12 protein-coding genes, 2 tRNA genes and 3 rRNA genes are annotated in these 24348 nt (G+C 59.5%); 4 read left to right on the forward strand and 13 right to left on the reverse strand.

Annotated elements, in window-relative coordinates; all coding sequences use genetic code 11:
- Positions 1–13 precede the first annotated feature (13 nt).
- The 5 genes from cyoD to P0D84_RS30890 form a co-directional block, all read right to left on the reverse strand.
- Positions 14–355 (reverse strand): cytochrome o ubiquinol oxidase subunit IV, encoded by a 342-nt coding sequence (gene cyoD / locus P0D84_RS30870; protein WP_408342895.1) that lies wholly within the window; start codon positions 353–355, stop codon positions 14–16.
- Positions 356–973, reverse strand: coding sequence for a cytochrome o ubiquinol oxidase subunit III (cyoC, locus tag P0D84_RS30875; protein WP_408342897.1), 618 nt, complete (start codon positions 971–973; stop codon positions 356–358).
- Positions 973–2991, reverse strand: a complete 2019-nt coding sequence (gene cyoB / locus P0D84_RS30880; protein ID WP_408342899.1) for a cytochrome o ubiquinol oxidase subunit I — start codon at positions 2989–2991, stop codon at positions 973–975. Before cyoB ends, cyoC begins: the two co-directional genes overlap by 1 nt.
- 3 nt (positions 2992–2994) lie before the next feature.
- Positions 2995–3894 (reverse strand): ubiquinol oxidase subunit II, encoded by a 900-nt coding sequence (gene cyoA / locus P0D84_RS30885; protein ID WP_408342901.1) that lies wholly within the window; start codon positions 3892–3894, stop codon positions 2995–2997.
- Between the two features lie 367 nt (positions 3895–4261).
- On the reverse strand, positions 4262–5821 hold the full coding sequence (locus P0D84_RS30890) for an NADH-quinone oxidoreductase subunit M (RefSeq protein ID WP_408342903.1): 1560 nt from the start codon (positions 5819–5821) through the stop codon (positions 4262–4264).
- 689 nt (positions 5822–6510) lie between these two features.
- Here P0D84_RS30890 and P0D84_RS30895 point away from each other — a divergent pair.
- The 3 genes from P0D84_RS30895 (at position 6511) to P0D84_RS30905 (ending at position 11067) form a co-directional block, all read left to right on the forward strand.
- Positions 6511–7260: an ABC transporter ATP-binding protein gene (locus P0D84_RS30895; protein ID WP_408342905.1), complete on the forward strand. Its 750-nt coding sequence runs from the start codon at positions 6511–6513 to the stop codon at positions 7258–7260.
- Positions 7247–9820 (forward strand): FtsX-like permease family protein, encoded by a 2574-nt coding sequence (locus P0D84_RS30900; RefSeq protein ID WP_408342907.1) that lies wholly within the window; start codon positions 7247–7249, stop codon positions 9818–9820. Before P0D84_RS30895 ends, P0D84_RS30900 begins: the two co-directional genes overlap by 14 nt.
- A 170-nt stretch (positions 9821–9990) precedes the next feature.
- A complete protein-coding gene (locus P0D84_RS30905) occupies positions 9991–11067 on the forward strand; it encodes a lipocalin-like domain-containing protein (RefSeq protein ID WP_408346176.1) in 1077 nt (358 codons plus the stop codon).
- A gap of 217 nt (positions 11068–11284) precedes the next feature.
- Here the strand turns inward: P0D84_RS30905 and rrf are convergent.
- The 5 genes from rrf to P0D84_RS30930 form a co-directional block, all read right to left on the reverse strand.
- Positions 11285–11397 (reverse strand): 5S ribosomal RNA (rrf, locus tag P0D84_RS30910).
- 218 nt (positions 11398–11615) lie between these two features.
- Positions 11616–14494 (reverse strand): 23S ribosomal RNA (locus tag P0D84_RS30915).
- Positions 14495–14831: 337 nt separating this feature from the next.
- A tRNA-Ala gene (locus P0D84_RS30920) sits at positions 14832–14907 on the reverse strand.
- A gap of 75 nt (positions 14908–14982) precedes the next feature.
- Positions 14983–15059: transfer RNA gene (locus tag P0D84_RS30925), tRNA-Ile, on the reverse strand.
- A 64-nt stretch (positions 15060–15123) separates the two neighbouring features.
- A 16S ribosomal RNA gene (locus P0D84_RS30930) occupies positions 15124–16654 on the reverse strand.
- The 16S, 23S and 5S rRNA genes sit together here with 2 tRNA genes alongside, the layout of an rRNA operon.
- A 1170-nt stretch (positions 16655–17824) precedes the next feature.
- On the opposite strand from P0D84_RS30930, the gene P0D84_RS30935 reads away from it, so the two are divergent.
- Positions 17825–18775 (forward strand): flagellar brake protein, encoded by a 951-nt coding sequence (locus tag P0D84_RS30935; RefSeq protein WP_408342909.1) that lies wholly within the window; start codon positions 17825–17827, stop codon positions 18773–18775.
- Positions 18776–18810: 35 nt separating this feature from the next.
- Here the strand turns inward: P0D84_RS30935 and P0D84_RS30940 are convergent, their stop codons facing one another.
- From P0D84_RS30940 to cobN, 3 genes are all read right to left on the reverse strand, one after another.
- Positions 18811–19401 carry a vWA domain-containing protein gene (locus P0D84_RS30940; RefSeq protein ID WP_408342911.1) on the reverse strand — a complete coding sequence of 197 codons (591 nt, stop codon included), beginning with the start codon at positions 19399–19401 and terminating at the stop codon, positions 18811–18813.
- 80 nt (positions 19402–19481) lie between these two features.
- On the reverse strand, positions 19482–20546 hold the full coding sequence (locus P0D84_RS30945; RefSeq protein WP_408342913.1) for a magnesium chelatase ATPase subunit I: 1065 nt from the start codon (positions 20544–20546) through the stop codon (positions 19482–19484).
- Positions 20543–24343, reverse strand: coding sequence for a cobaltochelatase subunit CobN (gene cobN, locus P0D84_RS30950; protein WP_408342915.1), 3801 nt, complete (start codon positions 24341–24343; stop codon positions 20543–20545). The genes P0D84_RS30945 and cobN overlap by 4 nt, the downstream gene beginning before the upstream one ends.
- Positions 24344–24348 lie beyond the last annotated feature (5 nt).

The raw sequence follows: 24348 nt of genomic DNA on the forward strand, positions 1-24348 counted from the left end.
AACTTTCTAAAGCTTATCGCGACATCATGTTCATGCTGACGTTATGCATAACCCACAACGTACCGCCGACCACGATCACCGCGGTCAGAATCGTGAAAGCAAACGCCGTCACGTTCCACCGTTGTGCCGACGACGTATTCATGTGCAAGAAGAAAACCAGGTGCACGACAATCTGCACAAGAGCGAGACCCGCGATAGCGAGCAATGCGTTCTCGCCCGTCAGAGTCCCGTTCATGACAAGGCCGAACGCCGCAACAGTCAGGATGACCGACAGGATAAAACCCGTCGCATAGCTGCCAAGACTGCCGTGACTTTCACCCGAGTGTGTCGAGTGCGCGTTATGGCTATGGTCCATTTAGATCACGCTCGCAAGATAGACAAAGGTGAAGACGCCAATCCACACGACGTCCAGAAAGTGCCAGAAAAGGCTCAGGCACGTCAGGCGAATCATGTCACGTTCTGTCAGATCGCGATGACTCATCACCTGAATCGAGAGCACCACCATCCAGATCAGGCCACACGTCACGTGCAAACCGTGCGTACCGACCAGCGTGAAAAACGACGACAGGAACGCGCTGCGGCTCGGGCCCGCGCCTTCAGCGATCAGGTGCGAGAACTCGCGCATTTCCAGCACGAGGAACGAGAGGCCCAGAAGAAACGTCACGCCGAGCCAGAACAGCAGCACGCCCTTGCGGTTCTTGTGCGCGCCCAGCATCGCGAAGCCGTACGTGATGCTGCTCAGCAGCAGCATCGTCGTTTCGAGCGCGACGCCGGGAATCTCGAAGAGATCCTTGCCGCTCGGACCGCCTGCGAACTGATGTTGCATCACCGCGAACACCGCAAACAGCGACGCGAAGATGATGCAGTCTGTCATCAGGTACAGCCAGAAGCCGAATACCGAATGCGACGGCGGGTGATCGGCATGATGCGCATCGTGATGATGCGAGTCCGCCGTAAGCGTGTTGTTTGACATCAATCCACCTCCAACGCAGCCTGCGCACCGGCGCGTTTTTGTTCAATCGCGACCTGCGCACCGGCGCCGGAACGGTTTTCTTCAATCGCCGCGACCGTGGCGGCGGGGATGTAAAAGCCTTCGTTCTTCTGGAAGCTGTAAATGATCACAGTACCGATCGCGCCGACCAGACCAATAATCGCGAGCCACCAGATATGCCACACAGCGGCAAAACCCAGCACCAGCGAGAACATCGCCACCACCAGACCCGCGGACGTGTTCGACGGCATGTGAATGTCGCCATACACCGGCTTCGGCTGATTCTTGCGCGACTTCATTTCAGCGAATGCGTCCAGTTCACGCACGTCCGGAAGGATCGCGAAGTTGTACGAGGCCGGCGGCGAGCTCGTTGCCCATTCCAGCGTGTGACCGTCCCACGGATCGCCCGTGACGTCGCGGTTTTGCGGCAGGTTGCGGTCGCGGATGCTGACGACCAGTTGCACCGCCTGGCAAACGATACCGATGGCAATCAGCACAGCACCGACCCACGCGAACAGCAGCCACGGATGCCAATCCGGATTGTCATAGTGATTCAGACGACGCGTCATGCCCATGAAGCCCAGCACGTACAGCGGCGTGAACGCAACCCAGAAACCGATCTGCCAGAACCAGAACGACGCCTTGCCCCATTTCTCACTCAGCTTGAAGCCGAACGCCTTCGGGAACCAGTAGTTGAAACCGGCCAGGTAGCCGAACAGCACGCCACCAATAATCACGTTGTGGAAGTGAGCGATCAGGAACAGGCTGTTGTGCAGCACGAAGTCCGCGCCCGGAATCGCCATCATCACGCCGGTCATACCGCCGATCGTGAAGGTGACCATGAAGCCGAGGGTCCACAGGATCGGCGTGGTGAACTGCAGGCGGCCCTTGTAGATCGTGAACAGCCAGTTGAACACTTTCACGCCGGTCGGAATGGCAATGACCATCGTCGCGATACCGAAGAACGCGTTGACGTCAGCGCCCGAACCCATCGTGAAGAAGTGGTGCAGCCACACGAGGAACGACAGCACCATGATCGCGCAGGTCGCCCACACCATCGTCTTGTAGCCGAACAGCGGCTTCTTCGCGAAGGTCGCCACGACTTCCGAGAAAATACCGAACGCCGGCAGGATCAGGATGTACACCTCAGGGTGACCCCATGCCCAGATCAGGTTCAGGTACATCATGGCGTTGCCGCCGCCATCGTTCGTGAAGAAGTGCATGCCGAGGTAACGGTCCAGACCGAGCAGCGCGAGCGTGACGGTCAGGATCGGGAACGAAGCCATGATCAGCACGTTGGTGCACAGCGCGGTCCACGTGAACACCGGCATCTTCATGAACGTCATGCCCGGCGCGCGCATCTTGACGATGGTCGCGAAGAAGTTCACGCCAGTCAGCAACGTGCCGATACCGGAGAGCTGCAGACTCCACAGGTAATAATCGACCCCGACACCTGGACTGAACTGCAATTCGGACAGTGGCGGATAAGCCAGCCAGCCCGTTTGCGCGAATTCACCGACCACCAGCGAGATGTTGATCAGGATCGCGCTGATCGCGGTCATCCAGAAGCTCAACGAGTTGAGGAACGGGAACGCAACGTCGCGGGCACCGATCTGCAACGGCACGATGATGTTCATCAGGCCGACCATGAACGTCATCGCCATGAAGAAAATCATGATGACGCCGTGCGCGGTAAAGATCTGGTCGTAATGGTGCGGCGGCAAGAAGCCTGGCGCGTTATACGACAGCGCTAGCTGGGTACGCATCATGATCGCGTCCGAGAAGCCGCGGAACAGCATGATGAGCGCAACCACGATGTACATCACGCCCAGCTTCTTGTGGTCGACCGACGTGAGCCATTCGGTCCACAGGTAGCGCCACTTGCCAAAATAGGTGATCAGACCCAGAACGAGCGCACCGGCGATGGCGATCCCGGCAGCCGTCACCATGATGATCGGCTCGTGGTACGGAATCGAGTCTAGAGAGAGTTTTCCGAACATGCGTTACCCCTTACCCTTTGGCGCACAGTTAGCGTCCTTCATGTTGTCCATGACGTTACCGTTGTTGTATCGGGCAATGATGTTGTGAAAGAGCCTCGGATCGACCGACGAGAAGTAGCGCACAGGATCCTTCTCGCTCGGCGCCGAGACCGCGTGGTAACGGTCCATGCTGAGTGTGTCCGACGACGCGCGCACTTTCGCAACCCATGCGTTAAACTCTTCCGGCGACGTGGCGAGCGTACGGAACTTCATGTCCGAGAAGCCCTTGCCGCTGAAATTCGCCGAGGTGCCAGCGTAGTTGCCGGCCTCGTCCGCGATCAGATGCAGACGCGTTTGCATACCCGCCATCGCGTAGATCTGGCCACCGAGTTGCGGGATGAAGAACGAGTTCATCACCGTGTCGGAGGTGATCACGAAGTTCACCGGCGTGCCGACCGGAATCGCAAGCTGATTCACCGATGCAATACCGAGGTCGGGATAAATGAACAGCCACTTCCAATCGAGTGCGACGACTTCGACGTTGATCGGCTTGACCTGCGACTCGAGCGGTTTATACGGATCGAGCTCGTGCGTGGTCTTCCACGTCAGCACGGCGAGGAACAGAATGATCAGCGTCGGAATCGTCCAGATGGCGATTTCAATACCGGTCGAGTGGACCCACTTCGGACGGTATTCAGCGCTTTTGTTCGACGCGCGATAACGCCACGCGAACAGCAACGTGAGGAAGATCACCGGAACGACCACAATAAGCATGGCCCAGGTGGACGTCGCGATCAGATCACGTTCGGCCAGACCCACGCTCCCCTTCGGATTCAGAATATCGAGGTTGCTGCAACCCGAGAGCAACAACACGAGGCCGGCGGAAAGGAAACTTATCGACCCTCGCAGAGTCTTTCCTTTCATATCCATTGCCCTTTTTTTACGTCTTCAACGAACGTCATTGGACCGCTCTCCATTAATAAGCGCTCGCATAATAAGGGCGAGTCAAGTGGATATAAACACTCATTTCCGCAACGATCTATTGCGTCGCAGCACCGTGTGACATGTTGCCGCACGGCTGTGCGCGCGCGAGGATCTGCCATGCGGTTCTGCAAACTACCGGGCTGAGCTGCCGGATCACGAAAGTCCCTTTAAACAAGCCTTAAAACGCGGCGCCATCTGAATAGTTGCGCCGCCCTACATGCTCGAGAAGAGACGTGTGTCGATGCGAAAGAACGCGCCGGCAAAGGCAGCATCCTTGCAACGAATGCTGCTCAGCGCTTCGTTCCGATCAGCCCGGCGTGCGTGCCGCGACGGTTGCTGTTGCAGGTGCCGCCGCTTGCAGATGCTCGCCACCGTCAGCCGGCACGGAGTCCGAAGGATGCTCGCTTCGTTCCGATTGGGCCAGTAGCGTACCGACCGAGGGGTCGATAGCATCGGTGAACGGCTTCGGATGGATACCGATGGCCAGCACCAGCAAAGCCATCACGCCTAGCAACGCGAACTCGCGCTTGCCGAGGTCCTGCAGCTTCGCGACGCGTGCATTGGCAATCGCGCCGAAAATCACGCGCTTGTACATCCACAGCGTGTAGGCCGCGCTGAGCACCAACGTGGACGCTGCAATTGCACCGATCCAGAAATTGAAGCGGATCGTACCCATCAACACCATGAACTCGCCGACGAAACCCGAGGTGCCCGGCAGACCGATATTGGCCATCGAGAACAGCATCACGAATGTGGCGAAACGCGGCATGGTGTTGGCAACGCCGCCGTACTCGGCGATCGAAGCGGTCTTCGTGCGGTCGTAAAGCATGCCCGTGCACAGCAGCATGGCACCGGAAACCACGCCGTACGACAGCATCTGCACGATCGCGCCCGCCTGGCCGATACGGTTGAAGACGAACAGGCCGAGCGTCACGAGACCCATGTGTGCGATCGTCGAATACGCGAGCAAGCGGCGCATGTCGGTCTGCACCAGGGCCAGCAGGCTCGAATAGATCACCGCGATGAGCGAAAGCGTGATCATCATCGGCGCGAAGAAATGGCTGGCCTGCGGTGCGATCGGCAGCGCGAAACGCAGCAGCCCGTAGCCGCCCAGCTTGAGCATACCGATCATCACGGCGGCGCCGGTCGGGCCGTCCAGGTGGACGTCGGGCAGCCACGTATGCAGCGGCCACATCGGTACCTTCACGCCGAACGCTGCAAGGAAGCCGAGGAAGATCAAGACCTGCGGCCAGGTGCCGAGATGCGTTTCACGCCACAGTGCGAGGTCGAAGCTATGCGTCTGGCTGTACAGATACAGCATCGACATCAGCATCATCAGCGAACCGAGGAACGAGACGAAGAAGAACTTCACCGCGGCATACGAGCGGTTCGAATTGCCCCATGTACCGATCAGCAGGTACAGCGGGATCAACGTCGCTTCGAACGAGATGAAGAACAACATGCCGTCCATCGACGTGAACACGCCCTGCATGAAACCCGAGAGCATCAGGAAGGCGCCGAAGTACTGTGCAGTGCGCTCGGTGATCGACTCCCACGAGGCAACGACGATGATGATCGTGGTCAGTGCGGTCAACGCGACGAGCCACAGCGAAATCCCATCCACACCCACGTGCCACGCAATATCGAACGTGGGCGACCAGCGGACGTTCTCAACGAACTGCATCGACGTCACATCGTTGCGGAAATTCGACACCAGCGGAATCACCGGCAGGAAACCCGCTACCGCGCCGATCAGCGCGAGCCATCGCGTGCGACTACGTGCCGCGTCAGATCCGGCACGCAAAACCACCAGGCCGGCGACAATAGGGATCCAGATGAGTAGGCTAAGAAGCGGAGGCAATGGCATGTGTTCTGTTGAAAACTAGAAATACAAAACGCCGCATCAACGCCTCCGAAAACGAAAGCATTGAAATGGATCTGTAGGCTGGATTTCGCTGAAATCGACAGCGAGGCAGTGCTGCCCGCCTCGCGTATACCCGCAGTCGAATGGCCAAAGGGTGGGAGATTACCAAGATAAGAAAACTTTTGCAGCGCACCAACGCTATAACGCGCTCGGAAGTGCCTTGTAGCCACGCCTACCCTTGCGAAACATCGAAAAGTGTGCAGATGCACAAACCCATTCAGGCAGGGTATACACCATGCTTTTTGCATGTAGAAGAAAGCAGATGGCGGCCGCTTAGCCACTCTTGCACAAACGCTTCTACGCGACGATCAGACTGGAATGGATCATGCTGGTGCATAACGTGCCGTGAGGGCCGATTTCGAGCCCCCGCAAAAAATTTAGCGCGTCCGCGCACAGAAAATTTTTTTGGTCCGGCACTCTAAAGAAACGTCCGCGCGCGGTCTGAAACTCACTCACTTGACTGCCTGGCAGCCCGCTTTCAGATGGGTTTCAGACGATGACGGCATGCGCCTGCGAGGCTTACAGAAGCCGAATATACTTCGGCGGTTCACAGGCCCGACGCTCACACACGGTGCGCTGGTTCTTCGCACAGTTGGACACCGCCCTCACCGGCCTGACTTATCGGATATCGCATGGTGCTTCGTGATGAAGGTGTCGTCCCCGCGCTCGAGTGCCGCGGGCTTAGCAAGACCTACGGCGCCGGCCGCATCGTGCTGGCGCACCTCGATTTCACACTCGCGCCGGGTGAATTCGTCGCGATCATGGGTGACTCCGGCGTCGGCAAATCGACGCTGCTGAATCTCATTGCAGGGCTCGACAGCGCGGATAGCGGCGATGTGATCATCGACGGCAGTCCGGTCTCGCGTCTGGACGACAACGCCGCGACGCGTTTGCGCCGGCAAAAACTGGGCTTCGTGTTCCAGGCGTTTCACGTGCTACCCCATCTGACACTTGCGCAGAATGTCGCGCTACCGCTGCTGCTCAACGAGCTGCCCACAGCCGGCGCACTCGACATGCTCGCGGCCGTCGGCTTGAGCGGCCGTGGCGATGATTTTCCGCGGCAGTTGTCGGGCGGCGAGTTGCAACGCGTCGCCATTGCGCGAGCGCTTGTGCATCGCCCGAAACTGATTCTCGCCGACGAACCCACCGGCAATCTCGATCCCGATACCGCACACGACGTGCTCGGCCTGTTCCGCGCGCAAAGCAAGGCAACCGGGGCGGCCACGATCCTGGTCACGCACTCGGAAGCAGCTGCGGCAGTGGCGGATCGAATCGTGATTCTGAGCGACGGCGGCCTGCATGCATCGTCCGGACGCAGCGCCTTTTCGGACTCGCACCCCGACGCTCGATCCACTGCGCGTTCAGCCGATGATGCACGCTGACCCACGCCCATTGCAGCGAATGCGAGGTCATCGCATGCTCGCGCGTTGGCTGTTGGGCGCGGAGTGGCGAAGTCATCGCGGACGCGCACTGGTTGCGATTGCAACGATCGCGCTCGGCGTCGCGCTTGGCTACGCCGTTCAATTGATCAACAGCGCGGCTTTCAATGAATTCTCGGCCGCGGCGCGCAGCTTGTCGGGCCAGGCCGATCTGCAGGTGCGTGCGGCACAGCCCCGATTCGACGAGTCCATCTATCCGCGTTTGTCGACTGAGCCTGGTGTGGCGCTGGCGAGTCCTGTACTCGCTCTTGATGTGACTGTGCCGGATCAGAACGCGGCGCTGCCGGTGCTCGGCATCGACGTCTTCAAGGCGAGCCTCATTGCGCCCGATCTGATCGGCGTGCCATCGCCGGAGCGGCCGTTCGATACGCTCGCGGCTGATACGGTGTTTCTCTCGGTGGCGGCACAACAATGGTTGAAGGTGAAGATCGGCGATGACGTGGCGCTGCAAAGCGGCACGTCGATCGTGCACTTGCGCGTGGCCGGTGGCCTCGTAAGGACGCGGCCGGGTCAGCGGCTCGCGGTGATGGATATTGCCGCCGCTCAGTGGAAGTTCGGCAAGGTGGGCAAGCTGTCACGTATCGACGTGCAACTCGAACGCGGCATCGATCGCGAACGCTTCAGGCGCGATTTGCAAACGCGGCTCGGCAGCCAGTGGGTGATCACCGAGCCACGCGATGCTGAAAGCCGCACTGATCGTCTGTCGCGCGCCTATCGGATCAATATGAATGTGCTCGCGCTGGTGGCACTTTTCACCGGCGCCTTCCTCGTGTTTTCGACGCAGGCGCTGGGTGTGGTGCGGCGCCGTGCACAGTTCGCGATGCTGCGTGTGCTTGGACTCACGCGTGGCCAGTTGTTACGTCAGATCCTGATGGAAGGCGCGTTGCTCGGCCTGCTCGGTTCGCTGTCCGGACTCGTGCTCGGCTATGCAATGGCGAGCGGCGCGCTGCGCTTTTTCGGCAGCGACCTGGGCGGTGGCTACTTTCCTGGCGTGCAACCGCACGTCGGGTTCGAACCGCTGGCGACTGCCCTATTTCTGACGCTCGGTATTGCCGTGGCGGTGCTGGGCAGTCTGGCCCCAGCACTGGAAGCGGCGCGTGCGCGGCCCGCAGCGGCGCTCAAAGCCGGCGCGGAAGAAGGCGCGTTGGCACGGCTCGCTACGCCTTGGCCCGCTTTGGCATGTCTATTGGTTGCCGGCGCTCTCACGCAGGTGCCGCCGTTGTTCGATGCGCCCATCGGCGGCTACCTGGCCGTTGCGCTGCTGCTGGTCGGCGGGATCGCACTGATGCCGCGCGTGACCGCTTTGATCTTTGGTGCCGCGAGTCGTGCGTTCGGCGCGCGGCGTCGCGCTGGCGCGGCGAGCACGTTGGCATTGGCGCGCCTCGCGAATGCGCCGGGCCATGCATCGATTGCAATGGGCGGCGTGTTGTCGAGCTTTGCGCTGATCGTCGCGATGGCGATCATGGTGGCGAGCTTCCGCGTTTCCGTCGAAGACTGGTTAGGCCATCTGCTCTCGGCCGATCTGTACGTTCGCGCGGCGCCGAACGGCGATACGGGCGGCCTGCGCCCCGACGAACAAACGCTGCTGGCAGCTGTGCCTGGCATCAAGACGGCTGCGTTTGCCCGCACCTCTCATCTCACGCTCGATCCTGCACGGCCAGACGTCGCCGTGCTCGCGCGTGTAGTCGATGCCGCCGATCCCGGCGCGAATCTGCAGATGACTGGCGCGGTGCTGCCGCCCTCTCAACTGCATAGCGGGGAGACACCTGTTTGGGTATCCGAAGCAATGGTCGATCTGTATGGGTACAAGCTTGGCCAGCGCGTGCAGTTGCCGCTCGGCGAACGCAGTCACATGTTCGTCGTGGCCGGCGTATGGCGTGATTACGTGCGTCAGACCGGCGCGATTCAGATACGACTTGCGGATTATCGGCGTTTGACCGCCGACACGAGCGCGACGGATGTGGCTGTCACCGTTCAACCCGGGACGAGCGTCGAACGCGTGATGAGCGGCCTGCGTGCGCTGCCCTTCGGCGCGTCGCTGGATCTGTCGCAACCGGGAGACATCCGGGCGCATACGCTGGTTATCTTCGACCGGAGTTTTGCTGTCACGTATCTGCTCGAGGGGGTCGCGATCGTAATCGGCCTGTTCGGCGTCGCGGCGACGTTTTCCGCGCAAACACTCGCGCGGGCCCGTGAGTTCGGCATGCTGCGACATGTGGGCGTGACCCGCTCGCAGGTTCTCGCGATTCTCGCATTCGAAGGCGGAATGCTCACCGCTTGCGGCATTGCGATGGGCTTCGTTCTCGGATTCGCGATCAGTCTGATCCTCGTGTTCGTCGTCAATCCGCAATCGTTTCATTGGAGTATGTCGCTGCATGTTCCATGGACGGTGCTCGGCACAGTGGCGTTGGTGATGCTGGCTTCGTCGTGTTCGACGGCGGTGATGGCGGGACGCGGCGCGGTATCGGTGGATGCGGTGCGCGCGGTGAAGGAGGATTGGTGATGAGGAGATTGTCGCGGGAGGTGGTGTGGGAGTCGACGCGTGAGGTAGTGCAGGAGGCGACGCGTAAGGTGGTGCAGGAGTCGACGCGTAAGGTGGTGCAGGAGTCGACGCATGCGGGTGTTGCGAGTGCACAGCGGCTAAACGTCAAGGCGCGCGCTGTATTGTTTTGCATGGGCCTCCTGGCCGTCGCACCCGCGTTCGCCGCGACGCCCGAGTTCGCAGCGGTCACGCCGGATCATCCGATCGTCCTTCCGGAAGACACCGGCGCACACCCGGCTTTTCGCACCGAATGGTGGTACGCGACGGGCTGGCTCGCTACACCGGACAATCAACCGCTTGGTTTTCAGATCACCTTCTTTCGCTCTGCAACTGGACATGATGCAGCCGATCCGAGTGCGTTCGCGCCGTCGCAATTGATCATTGCCCATGCCGCGTTAAGCGATCCCGCTGTCGGTCACCTTGCGCATGATCAGCGCATTGCACGCCAAGGCTTCGGGCTGGTGTATGCGAAGCCGGGCAATACTGACGTCAAACTCGAGGCATGGAAAATTACCCGTGCTGCCGACGGCCACTACGACGTCACGGTCGACGCGAACGGCTTCGCACTGCATCTCGCTCTGACGCCAACGCAAGCGCCGCTGGTGCAGGGTGAGCACGGCTACTCGCGAAAAGGTCCGCGACCCGAACAGGCTAGCTATTACTACAGCGAGCCGCAATTGCGCGTGACCGGCAGCGTCGTTCGACCGGTTGTGGCAGGCGGGAAATCGGGCGGCGAAACAGTTGTTACCGGTGCGGCGTGGCTCGATCATGAATGGTCGAGCACGCTGCTCGCTACCGACGCGGTCGGATGGGATTGGCTTGGCGCCAACTTGACAGACGGTTCGGCCTTGATGGCTTTCAAGGTCCGCAGTCGCGATGGACACGCGCTGTGGGCACATGCAGCGCTGAGAAATCGCGACGGCCAGGTGACGACGTTCAGCCGCGATCAGGTTGATTTCGCTCCGGTTCGCACATGGCGCTCGCCACGCACGAACACGCCGTATCCCGTCTCGATGACGGTTAAAACCGGCACGCTTACGTGGCGCCTCGATCCGTTGATGGACAACCAGGAACTCGATTCCCGCCAGTCGACCGGCGCAGTGTATTGGGAAGGCGCCGTGCGGGTGAGCCGCGACGGCGCGGACGTTGGACGTGCCTATCTGGAACTGACGGGATATGCGAACGCACTGCGGATCGGGAAGGAGTGACGCCGGAGCAGCGGGAGCGCATCGGGCCTTGTCGCGCGATGTTGCCAGATCCGGCCGTTGCGACGGATGGACCACCTGGGCGAAGTGCCGGCGTGAGCGTGCCGTCGCAGTCGTGATGGCACGGCTGGAGGCGAAGGCCCGGTCTGTGCCCGCCTTTGCGCACGGTAAACGCAGAAACCCCACCTTTTTGGGGTGGGGTTTCTGTTACTGCAGGGGAGCCTGACGATTACCTACTTTCACACGGGAATCCGCACTATCATCGGCGTGGAGTCGTTTCACGGTCCTGTTCGGGATGGGAAGGGGTGGGACCGACTCGCTATGGTCATCAGGCATGACTTGTTGCCGTACTGCCCGGGCGGGGCAATACAACCAATCTGGAAGAAGTAGCTGAGAGGATGCCTCTCGTTGACGTGTTCAACCCACGTCAGGGTCATGTTGTTTCTGGCACAACACTGATCACTCAACCGTGCGTGTGTCCCTGCCCCCTTCGGGGGTGGCCCTGAGCAAGCGCTGAAGCGCCAGCTCATGGCGTAAAACACACCGGTTATAGGATCAAGCCTTACGGGCAATTAGTATCAGTTAGCTTAACGCATTACTGCGCTTCCACACCTGACCTATCAACGTCCTGGTCTTGAACGACCCTTCAAGGGGCTCGAAGCCCCGGGGATATCTCATCTTAAGGCGAGTTTCCCGCTTAGATGCTTTCAGCGGTTATCTCTTCCGAACATAGCTACCCGGCGATGCCACTGGCGTGACAACCGGTACACCAGAGGTTCGTCCACTCCGGTCCTCTCGTACTAGGAGCAGCCCCCTTCAAATATCCAGCGCCCACGGCAGATAGGGACCAAACTGTCTCACGACGTTTTAAACCCAGCTCACGTACCTCTTTAAATGGCGAACAGCCATACCCTTGGGACCGGCTACAGCCCCAGGATGAGATGAGCCGACATCGAGGTGCCAAACACCGCCGTCGATATGAACTCTTGGGCGGTATCAGCCTGTTATCCCCAGAGTACCTTTTATCCGTTGAGCGATGGCCCTTCCATACAGAACCACCGGATCACTATGACCTGCTTTCGCACCTGCTCGACTTGTCGGTCTCGCAGTTAAGCACGCTTATGCCATTGCACTATCAGCACGATTTCCGACCGTACCTAGCGTACCTTCGTACTCCTCCGTTACACTTTGGGAGGAGACCGCCCCAGTCAAACTGCCTACCATGCACTGTCCCCGATCCGGATCACGGACCAAGGTTAGAACCTCAAACAAACCAGGGTGGTATTTCAAGGGCGGCTCCACGCAGACTGGCGTCCACGCTTCAAAGCCTCCCACCTATCCTACACAGACCGGTTCAAAGTCCAATGCAAAGCTACAGTAAAGGTTCATGGGGTCTTTCCGTCTAGCCGCGGGGAGATTGCATCATCACAAACACTTCAACTTCGCTGAGTCTCGGGAGGAGACAGTGTGGCCATCGTTACGCCATTCGTGCAGGTCGGAACTTACCCGACAAGGAATTTCGCTACCTTAGGACCGTTATAGTTACGGCCGCCGTTTACCGGGACTTCAATCAAGAGCTTGCACCCCATCATTTAATCTTCCGGCACCGGGCAGGCGTCACACCCTATACGTCCACTTTCGTGTTTGCAGAGTGCTGTGTTTTTATTAAACAGTCGCAGCCACCAGTTTATTGCAACCCCTTCACCCTAAGCGCGCAGGCGCGTCAGGCTACAGGGGCGTACCTTATCCCGAAGTTACGGTACCAATTTGCCGAGTTCCTTCTCCCGAGTTCTCTCAAGCGCCTTAGAATACTCATCTCGCCCACCTGTGTCGGTTTGCGGTACGGTCTTGTTAAACTGAAGCTTAGAGGCTTTTCTTGGAACCACTTCCGATTGCTTCTTCACCTAAGTGAATGGCGCCACGCCCTTGAATTACGCACCCGGATTTGCCTGAGTGCCTTCTCCAACGCAGCGACCGGGACTTCCAACACCCGGACAACCTTCCGCGATCCGTCCCCCCATCGCATTTAACAATGGTGCAGGAATATTAACCTGCTTCCCATCAGCTACGCATTTCTGCCTCGCCTTAGGGGCCGACTCACCCTACGCCGATGAACGTTGCGTAGGAAACCTTGGGCTTACGGCGAGGGGGCCTTTCACCCCCTTTATCGCTACTCATGTCAGCATTCGCACTTCCGATACCTCCAGCGCACTTTTCAATGCACCTTCGCAGGCTTACGGAACGCTCTCCTACCATGCACATAAATGTGCATCCGCAGCTTCGGTATATTGCTTAGCCCCGTTACATCTTCCGCGCAGGACGACTCGATCAGTGAGCTATTACGCTTTCTTTAAAGGATGGCTGCTTCTAAGCCAACCTCCTGACTGTTTTAGCCTTCCCACTTCGTTTCCCACTTAGCAATATTTGGGGACCTTAGCTGGCGGTCTGGGTTGTTTCCCTCTTGACACCGGACGTTAGCACCCGATGTCTGTCTCCCGTGATTGCACTCTTCGGTATTCGGAGTTTGCTATGGCGTAGTAATCCGCAATGGACCCCACAACCATGACAGTGCTCTACCCCCGAAGGTGATACACGAGGCACTACCTAAATAGTTTTCGGAGAGAACCAGCTATTTCCAGGTTTGTTTAGCCTTTCACCCCTATCCACAGCTCATCCCCTAACTTTTCAACGTTAGTGGGTTCGGACCTCCAGTACGTGTTACCGCACCTTCATCCTGGCCATGGATAGATCACCTGGTTTCGGGTCTACACCCAGCGACTGAACGCCCTGTTCGGACTCGCTTTCGCTACGCCTGCCCTAATCGGTTAAGCTTGCCACTGAATGTAAGTCGCTGACCCATTATACAAAAGGTACGCCGTCACCCCTTACGAGGCTCCGACTGTTTGTATGCATGCGGTTTCAGGATCTATTTCACTCCCCTCCCGGGGTTCTTTTCGCCTTTCCCTCACGGTACTGGTTCACTATCGGTCGATCACGAGTATTTAGCCTTGGAGGATGGTCCCCCCATCTTCAGACAGGATTTCACGTGTCCCGCCCTACTTGTCGTACACCCAGTTCTTCCTCGCTGTTTTCGTCTACAGGGCTATCACCTGCTATGGCGGCACTTTCCAGAGCCTTCGACTAACAATGAAGATAAAGAGTACAGGCTGATCCCATTTCGCTCGCCACTACTCTGGGAATCTCGGTTGATTTCTTTTCCTGCGGTTACTTAGATGTTTCAGTTCACCGCGTTCGCTTCTCGTGACCTATGTATTCAGTCACGGATACCTCAAAAGAGGTGGGTTTCCCCATTCGGACATCGACGGATCAAAGCTCGTTTGCCAGCTCCCCGTCGCTTTTCGCAGGCTACCGCGTCCTTCATCGCCTGTGATCGCCAAGGCATCCACCACATGCACTTGTTCGCTTGACCCTATAACGGGTGTGTCTCAACACCGATCCGAAGATCCATGCCTCGCCACAATCGCTACAGGTTGAGTATTCGTGTTGCGCCGTATTCCAAGGCAATCTTTCGATTACCTTTTCATACATTGATACAATCACAACCCTGATTCACCTACTCAACCACCCATCTCTAAGTGATCTTTCGTGAATCTCTTTACTACTTCTTCCTGATTGTTAAAGAACGACAGCCGATATGATGGTCGCTATGACCACCTATCACTCTGACTGGCTCAATCGCCAATGCCTGTTTCACTACACCGCAAACCTCTTGCAAGGTCCGCCGCAGTAAAACCGGCATTGAAGATTGGTGGAGGATGACGGGATCGAACCGACGACCCCCTGCTTGCAAAGCAGGTGCTCTCCCAGCTGAGCTAATCCCCCAGTCACACACAGATATTGCTATCTGTATTGATGCCCCAGGGGTTTCAGTCATTAGCGCAGCCACCGCAGAAACAGTGGTGGGTCTGGATGGATTCGAACCATCGACCCCCGCCTTATCAAGACGGTGCTCTAACCAACTGAGCTACAGACCCCTGAGTCTGTCTTTTTCACAGCCGATAAGCGTGAGCGCTCAACGCATTGACACGTTAGCTCGAGAAAGGAGGTGATCCAGCCGCACCTTCCGATACGGCTACCTTGTTACGACTTCACCCCAGTCATGAATCCTACCGTGGTGACCGTCCTCCTTGCGGTTAGACTAGCCACTTCTGGTAAAACCCACTCCCATGGTGTGACGGGCGGTGTGTACAAGACCCGGGAACGTATTCACCGCGGCATGCTGATCCGCGATTACTAGCGATTCCAGCTTCACGCACTCGAGTTGCAGAGTGCGATCCGGACTACGATCGGTTTTCTGGGATTGGCTCCCCCTCGCGGGTTGGCGACCCTCTGTTCCGACCATTGTATGACGTGTGAAGCCCTACCCATAAGGGCCATGAGGACTTGACGTCATCCCCACCTTCCTCCGGTTTGTCACCGGCAGTCTCCCTAGAGTGCTCTTGCGTAGCAACTAGGGACAAGGGTTGCGCTCGTTGCGGGACTTAACCCAACATCTCACGACACGAGCTGACGACAGCCATGCAGCACCTGTGTTATGGCTCCCTTTCGGGCACTCCCACCTCTCAGCAGGATTCCATACATGTCAAGGGTAGGTAAGGTTTTTCGCGTTGCATCGAATTAATCCACATCATCCACCGCTTGTGCGGGTCCCCGTCAATTCCTTTGAGTTTTAATCTTGCGACCGTACTCCCCAGGCGGTCAACTTCACGCGTTAGCTACGTTACCAAGTCAATGAAGACCCGACAACTAGTTGACATCGTTTAGGGCGTGGACTACCAGGGTATCTAATCCTGTTTGCTCCCCACGCTTTCGTGCATGAGCGTCAGTATTGGCCCAGGGGGCTGCCTTCGCCATCGGTATTCCTCCACATCTCTACGCATTTCACTGCTACACGTGGAATTCTACCCCCCTCTGCCATACTCTAGCCCGCCAGTCACAAATGCAGTTCCCAGGTTAAGCCCGGGGATTTCACATCTGTCTTAGCGGACCGCCTGCGCACGCTTTACGCCCAGTAATTCCGATTAACGCTTGCACCCTACGTATTACCGCGGCTGCTGGCACGTAGTTAGCCGGTGCTTATTCTTCCGGTACCGTCATCCCCCCGGGGTATTAACCCAGAGGTTTTCTTTCCGGACAAAAGTGCTTTACAACCCGAAGGCCTTCTTCACACACGCGGCATTGCTGGATCAGGCTTGCGCCCATTGTCCAAAATTCCCCACTGCTGCCTCCCGTAGGAGTCTGGGCCGTGTCTCAGTCCCAGTGTGGCTGGTCGTCCTCTCAGACCAGCTACAGATCGTCGCCTTGGTAGGCCTTTACCCCACCAACTAGCTAATCTGCCATCGGCCGCCCCTGTAGCGGGAGGTCCTAAGATCCCCCCCTTTCCTCCGTAGAGCGTATGCGGTATTAATCCGGCTTTCGCCGGGCTATCCCCCACTACAGGACACGTTCCGATGTATTACTCACCCGTTCGCCACTCGCCACCAGGGTTGCCCCCGTGCTGCCGTTCGACTTGCATGTGTAAGGCATGCCGCCAGCGTTCAATCTGAGCCAGGATCAAACTCTTCAGTTCAAACCTGTTACTGTTTTTCGGTTCTGTTACGAACCGGTCGCTCACTCAACGTACTGACGAATGATCCTCCTGCCGGCGTGTTTCCACCCCAACAGGAAAACCTTCCTTTCATTACTGTGTGAGACTTGATACTTTCGCTTCCAGCAAACCCCGAAGAGCTCACTGCGCGTCGCGCATCAAGCGCCCACACTTATCGGCTGTTAATTTTTAAAGATCGAGTCCGCATTCACTACCGGAACCGCACCGCGCTGCTGGCATCAAGCTTCAACACCACAACCACCCGGCACCGCTTCGTTCTGCGTCGCTGCATCAGCAGCAGAGAAACGAGATTATGGAGAACGGTCGGCGGGTCGTCAATCCCCTACCTGCAATTATTTTCAAAAAGTTGAGAGACACCGAAACAGTCCTTGCTTATGACGGGAGAAAAATACTTAGGCATCCGAGTTAATTTTCAGCCAATAACAGTGATTGCATTTTTTTGCAAGCGAGAGACACGATCGAGCGATCTCGCGCGGCGATACGCAGAAGACAAGGATGGCACAGAGGAAGCGACGAAACGAGGGAACAGAAGACGAACAGTAGAAACCGCACGCAAGTCACAGAGAGACAGAAGCAGAGACAGGCTCAGAGGCAGTCACAGTCACAGTCACAGTCACAGTCACAGTCACAGTCACAGTCACAGTCACAGTCACAGTCACAGTCACAGAAGCAGAAGCAGAAGCAGAAGCAGAAAAGAAGCGTGAGCGTGGGCGGCGGTTTTATGAAGTGCTCATCGGCGCGCGTAGCGCCGCCGGAGGTATGACTGCCTGGTCACTTACGCGGAATGTGCGAGAACACGGATTCCAGATGTACCACTACCGTGACTGTGCGGGGGCCCCGCTTATGAGCTGGCGGTGTGAGCCGCTTTCTTTGCTTATCTTTCTTTGCGGCGGCAAAGAAAGTAAGTGCCGCCCCGCACAGGGGCAACACTAATAGACCGCTACCAATTCAAGGAAAGGCCAAAGCCAAAGCCAAGCCCACTAGGCAAACAGCAAAAACAAGCACCGAGCGGGCAGACAAAAACCGAGGCAAGCCGACCACCGCAGACGAACAGATAAACAAAAAAACCCTAAAGCCCCCACCTCTGCAGCCGTAAACAAGTAATCCCGCCACATATCTAATCCGCCGACCATGGAAAACCAAGCAGAAGCAGAAGCAAAAGCAAAAGCTCAAACCGCGGCGCCAACCTCTGCCCCTCTGACTCTGGAAGCAGTCCCAATAGCCACCCCCCTCGCCTGGCCGATCGCAGACTCCGACGGCACCCTCCTCTTCGCCGCCGGCACCATCCTGGCGACCACAGACGAGCGCCAATTCCTGTTCGACAACTTCCACCCGCACCGCGGCGACTTGCTAGACACGGCCACGCAACCGCAACCGCAACCCGATCACCGCGCCGCCCCTCCCGGCAAACTCACCCTAAACGACATGCACCTCACAATAGGTGCACTAATAGGCATCCGTTCCCAGCTAAGCAGCGGCGCCCCGATGCATCCATGCCGCATCATCGGCTTCGCGCCCAACCACGCGCTCTTCGTCACGCCGCCACTGGAAGACGGCCGCCTCCTCCCGCTACGCCTCGGCGAAAACATCGAGGTCGTCGCCATCGCGAGCCATGCCGTGTTTCGTTTCGTCTGCACGGTCGAGGCTGTTTGCCGCGCCCCGCTCGACTACGTGGTGCTATCCAAACCCGGCGCAATCCGCCGCCTACGCGAACGCAAGTCGATCCGCGTGCACGCGCACCTCGCGGTGCGCTTCGGCATCGGCGAAACTGGCGATTCATATGAAGGTGTGGGTCTCGCCAAAAGCATCAGCGCACTCGGCATGTCACTGACCGCCTCGTGGACGCTGGGCGCAGTCGGCGAACGATTGCGCATCGCCTTCTGCGTCAAATCGGCGGAGCTGCAAACCGATATCGAAACCACCGCGGTCATCCGCAACGTGCAGAAAGGCAGTGCGCCCGGCGAGCCGTCGACCCATGGCCTCGAACTCGATCAACTCGATGCTTCGCAACAGATGGCGATGAAAGTCTTCGTATTCGACCGCCAGGACGACGTGCAGTACTGGTCCAATGGTTTGAAATAAGCGCACGAAAACGCGCCGCGTGGCCCGCGTACCGCTCAGGCGATCAATTCTTCCGGCGTCAAAAGTGCCGCGCCCCATGCATCGGCAAGCGTCCGGCAACGGCCCAGCCGTACCGTCTCCCGCTCGAAATCGACGAATACCACCTCGTCCGCATGGAGCGGCCGCACCGGCTGATCACCGCTGCGGCCGTCGGTCAGAATCCACAGCCAGCGCTGCTGCTCGGGCTTGCGCCGGGCGCTGCGCTCCAGCACCCGCGCAGCCTGACGCACGCCAGACGCCAGCGGCGTCCCGCCGCCTCCACCCACTGGCCTGAGCCACCGCTCGTTCCACCAGCGCGGCACGGCGGGACCGAAACGCAGATCGGCGTCAGCGCCGCCAAAACATACCAGCGCCGCCTCGGCACGCGCGGCGCTGGCGCGATCGAACAGCGCAATCAGCAAACCCTTGGCAAGTGCGAGACGCTGCCCGCCGAGCATGGAACCCGAACAATCGAGCACGAAGCAATGCAGTACACCGCCTTGCGGCGCCTCGCGCACGAAGCGCAGGTGCTCGGCGCGCAGCATGTCATGACGCATCGCAGTGAGCGTCGGCAGCCATGCAATGCGCCTGCCAAATGCGCCTTGCAAACGGCTACGCGAACCTGCACCGGCACCTTCCCGCCATCGAAAACCGCTGCGCAAGTCAGCGGCGGCACCCTTTCGATGGCTCAGCGTTTTTTTGCGTTGAGCGCAATGACGCCTTTGACCTGCGCGACGCCCGCGGGCTGCGGTGGCAAATAACCCCAATCGCTATCGCCGGCAGTGGCGCCTGGCGCTGCATCCTGAGAAGCTCGCAAAGCGGTTGCATCCGCGTCGCCAGTTGTCTGCCGCGGCGCTTCGCGCTCACGTGCGTCACCATCTGCACGCGTCTCGCGATCGTGGCGCCGATGCATCAGCGCCGCCTCAGCGACCCGCTCGACGTGCCCGGTCGTAACCACAGCCGCCTGCTCCAGCGCCGCCAATGCGCGCGCTGCGCGCAACATCACGAGGTCGGCGCGCAACCCATCGACCCCCGCGTCAATACACAGCGCGCTGACATGCGCATGCACGGCATCGTCGAAGTCGAGTTGCGGCAGTGCTTCACGCGCCGCACGAATCCGCTGCACATACGTTTCCTGTTGCTGCACATATCCCGCACGAAAACCCTGCGGATCGAGATCAAACGCCAGCCGTGCCTTGACGATCTGCTGACGCACCCGGGGCTCAAAACAGTTCTGCAACTCGACCATCAAACCAAAGCGATCGATCAGTTGCGGCCGCAATTCGCCCTCTTCCGGATTCATCGTGCCGATCAGCACGAAGCTCGCCTCGTGACTATGCGAGACCCCATCGCGTTCGACAGTATTCACGCCACTGGCAGCCGCATCGAGTAACGCATCGACCAGCGCATCGGGCAGCAGATTCACTTCATCCACATACAGCACGCCGCGATGCGCTTTCGCGAGCAAGCCCGGTGAAAACTGCACGGAGCCATCACGCAACACGGTTTCGATATCGAGCGTGCCGATCAAGCGGTCTTCGCTGGCGCCGAGCGGCAAATTCACCCATTGCCCTTCCGGCAACAATTCAGCGAGCGCGCGCGCCGCGGTCGATTTCGCCGTGCCGCGCGGCCCACTGACCAGAACGCCACCCAGACCCGGATCGATCGCGGCCAGCAATAGCGCCTGCTGCAGAGGCGTTTGGCCGATCAGCGCGGCAAAGGGAAAAACGGGCCGTTGAGTCGCAGCGTTCATGTTTGCATTCCTTCGATCTGCTGTTCACTCGCGAGCAGATGCTGCTCGACTTGCGCGCGATAGTCGCCGGGCGCTTGCCACAAGCCGCGCTGCATCGCCTCGAGCAGACGCTCGCAGATCGAATGCATGGCGTGCGGATTGTGTCGCTGTAAGAACTCGCGCGTATCGGCGTCGTTCAGATAAGCATCGGTGACGAGCGCGTACTGATGATCGGCGATCACGCGTGTGGTCGCGTCGTAGCCATACAGATAGTCGACCGTCGCGGCGATTTCAGCGGCGCCTTTATAGCCGTGACGCTTCACCCCATCGATCCATTTCGGATTGACCACGCGCGACCGGATCACACGCGCGATTTCTTCATGCAACGTGCGCACGCGCGGTGCCGCCGGATTACTGTGGTCCGCGTGATAGACCTGCGGCTGATTGCCCGCCAGATGCCGCACCGCCGCGACCATACCACCCTGAAACTGATAGTAATCGTTCGAATCGAGCAGGTCGTGCTCGCGGTTGTCCTGGTTCTGCAGTACCACATCCATCGCGGCGAGACGCGTGCCGAAGGCGTGGCGCGCCTCTTCGCCGGCGCTTTTCTGCGTGTAGGCGTAACCACCCCACGCCTGATAGGCATTCGCGAGATCGGCGTCGGTGTCCCATTGCTGCGAGTCGATCATGTCCTGCAGACCCGCGCCATAAGCGCCGGGCCGCGCGCTGAACACGCGCCAGCCGGCGCGCTTGCGCGCTTCGGTGGCGTCCATGCCGCGTGCTATCAGCGCGTCGCGTTCGCGCAGCACGCGCGCGCGGATCGGGTTCAGGTCCTCAGGCTCGTCGAGTTCGGCCACGGCCTGCACGGCGGCATCGAACAAATGCATCACGTTGGCGAAGGCATCGCGGAAAAAGCCGGACACGCGCAAGGTGACGTCGATGCGTGGCCGGTCGAATGCCTCGATCGGCATGATCTCGAAGTCGGTCACGCGGTGACTGCCCGGCGCCCACTTCGGCCGCACACCGAGTAGAGCGAGTGCCTGGGCGATGTCGTCGCCGCCAGTGCGCATGGTCGCCGTGCCCCATACCGAGAGGCCAATCGCACGCGGGTAGTCGCCTTTTTCCTGCAAGTGCCGTTCGATCAACTGCTGCGCGGATTTCAACCCGAGCGACCACGCCGCTTGAGTCGGAACCGCGCGCGTATCGACCGAATAGAAGTTGCGGCCGGTGGGCAGCACGTCGGGACGTCCACGCGACGGCGAACCGCTCGGCCCCGGGGGCACGAAACGCCCTTCGAGACCGCGCTTCAGATGCAGCATTTCCTGCGGACCGCAGGCGTCGAGCCGCGGCAGCACGTCGTTGCGCAGGCGTTCGATCACGCGTTCGGCCTGCGGCAAGGCCCCGCTCGCGGGCATCGCATCGGACGTTTCATCACCACACACACCGCGCAACATCTCGGCCGCCAACAGTTCCAGACGCTCGCGTGCATCGCCACAGTGCCGCCAGGGCGCATCGCTCACACGCTGCAATACCGCCGGACGAGGACCGTCCCAAACAGCGGCCCAATCCACCGACAGCGGATCGAACAGATGATCCATCTGCAGATCGCGCGCCAATGCATCGATCAAACCGGCCTTGGCGCCGTGACCATCGCCAACCGGAAAACGGCCCAGCGCAAGCAACGTATCGCGTCGCTGCACACCCTCAGGCGATTGCCCGAACGTGTGCAAACCATCGCGAATCTGCGCTTCCTTCAATTCACACAGCCAGGCATCGACGCGCGTCAGCAGCACGTCCTCATCGTCCTGACCGGTCGGTTCCGCGAGACTCAGTTCTTCATGCAGCTTATGCTCGACGATGGTCGCGAGAATCGTGCGCCTCAGCAGCTTCGAACGGCGCGGATCGACCATCAGCGCTTCATAGTATTCGTCGACCTGGCGTTCGAGGTCCTGCAATGGCCCATAGCTTTCGGCGCGCGTGAGCGGCGGCATCAGATGATCGATGATGACGGCCTGCGTTCGACGCTTCGCCTGACTGCCTTCACCCGGATCGTTGACGATGAACGGATACAGATGCGGCATCGGCCCGAGGATCAGATCGGGCCAGCAGGCATCGCTCAGCGCGACGCTCTTGCCCGGCAGCCATTCCAGATTGCCGTGCTTGCCGACATGCACGACCGCGTCAATACAGAACTGATGACGCAGCCAGAAGTAGAAAGCCAGATACGCATGCGGCGGCACGAGTTCGGCATCGTGATAGCTCGCGTAATCGCCCTGCTGCCGTGAACGCGACGGCTGAATCCCGACGAACGCATGCCCACAGCGCCAGCCCGCAATCATGAAACGGCCGTGCCGCAACGTCGGATCCTGTTCGGGGGAACCCCAGCGTGCGTTCAGCGCATCGCGCGCTTCACCGGGCAATGCGTTGAAGTACACGAGATAGTCGTCGAGCGCGAAGCTTTGCAACGCGGGCCGCAAGTCACGCACGACCGGATCGTTGGTCACGCCTTCGGTCAGCTTCTTCAACAGCGCGTCGCCGTCGGCGGGCAACTCTGCGAGACGATATCCCTCATCGCGCAACATCGACAGAATGCCGACGACCGAGGCCGGCGTATCGAGCCCCACACCATTGCCGATGCGCCCTTCGCTCATCGGATAGTTGGCGAGAATCAGCGCGAGCTTCTTGTCCGCGTTGTCGAGCGTGCGCAGACGGCACCAGCGGCGGCTCAGTTCGGCCAGAAAGCCGACGCGCTCGAGGTCCGGTCGATAGCGGACTACATCGACCTGGGTGCGCGGACAACGATAGGCGAGGCCCTTGAAGCTGATTGCCCGCGTGATGATGCGGCCGTCCACTTCCGGCAGCGCGATATGCATGGCGATATCGCGCGAATTGAGGCCCTGATTGTCCTTGACCCAATCTTCGCGATTGCCGCCGCTCAGGATCACCTGCATCACCGGCGCGTCGCCGGCGAGCGCAAGCGGCTCGGGGTCGTCGATGGCCGAGGCGGCGAATGCGGTCGTATTCAACACCAGCGAGACATCATGTTGCGCGCACAACTGCTGCACGACGTCGCGGCTCATCGCATCTTTCAGCGAGGTAATCGCGATCGGCAGCGGATTTAAGCCTTGTGCTTCAAGCGCCTCGATCAGCGCGTCGAACACTGCTGTATTGGCCGCTTGCAGATGCGCCTTGTAGAACAGAATCGCGGCAACCGGCGCATCCTCACGCCAGCGCGCCTGCCAGGCGGAAATCGTCGGCGTATCGCGTTCGGGATGGTAGAGCGTCGCGGCAGGCAACGCGCGCGGCGGCGCAGGTTCGCGCCCCCAACCAAACGAGCGGTATGCGATAAAACGCAGGAACGCCTCGGCATTCTGCGGGCCGCCTTCACGCAGATAGCGCCATAGCTGATGACACAGTTCGGCGTCGGCGGTGCTGCGCGCGAGCAGGTTCGGATCCTCCTGCAGATCGCCCGAAAACATCGCGAGCGTCTGCTGCTTGCGTTCGGCGAGCGCGACCACCTGTTCGATGCCGTACGGCCAATACGCCTCGCCGCCGAGATGATCGACCACCACGACACGCGCATGCTGCAACACGTCTTCGACATAGAAATCGACTGAAGCCGGCTGGCGCAAATAGGTGACGTTCGCGAGCCTTATGCTCGGAAAGCCCTCGCCCAGACGAGGCACCACGCTCGCGAGCAGCGACAGCGTGGTATCGGCGGAACTGAGCACCACGATATCGGCGGGCTGCTGATCGATACGGATCACGCCTTGCGTATCGTCGACAAAACCGCCCGGCGTGGTGCGCAGCAGATGCATGGCCG

The sequence above is a fragment of the Paraburkholderia sp. RL17-337-BIB-A genome (genome assembly GCF_046025895.1).
Classification (GTDB): Bacteria; Pseudomonadota; Gammaproteobacteria; order Burkholderiales; family Burkholderiaceae; genus Paraburkholderia; species Paraburkholderia fungorum_C.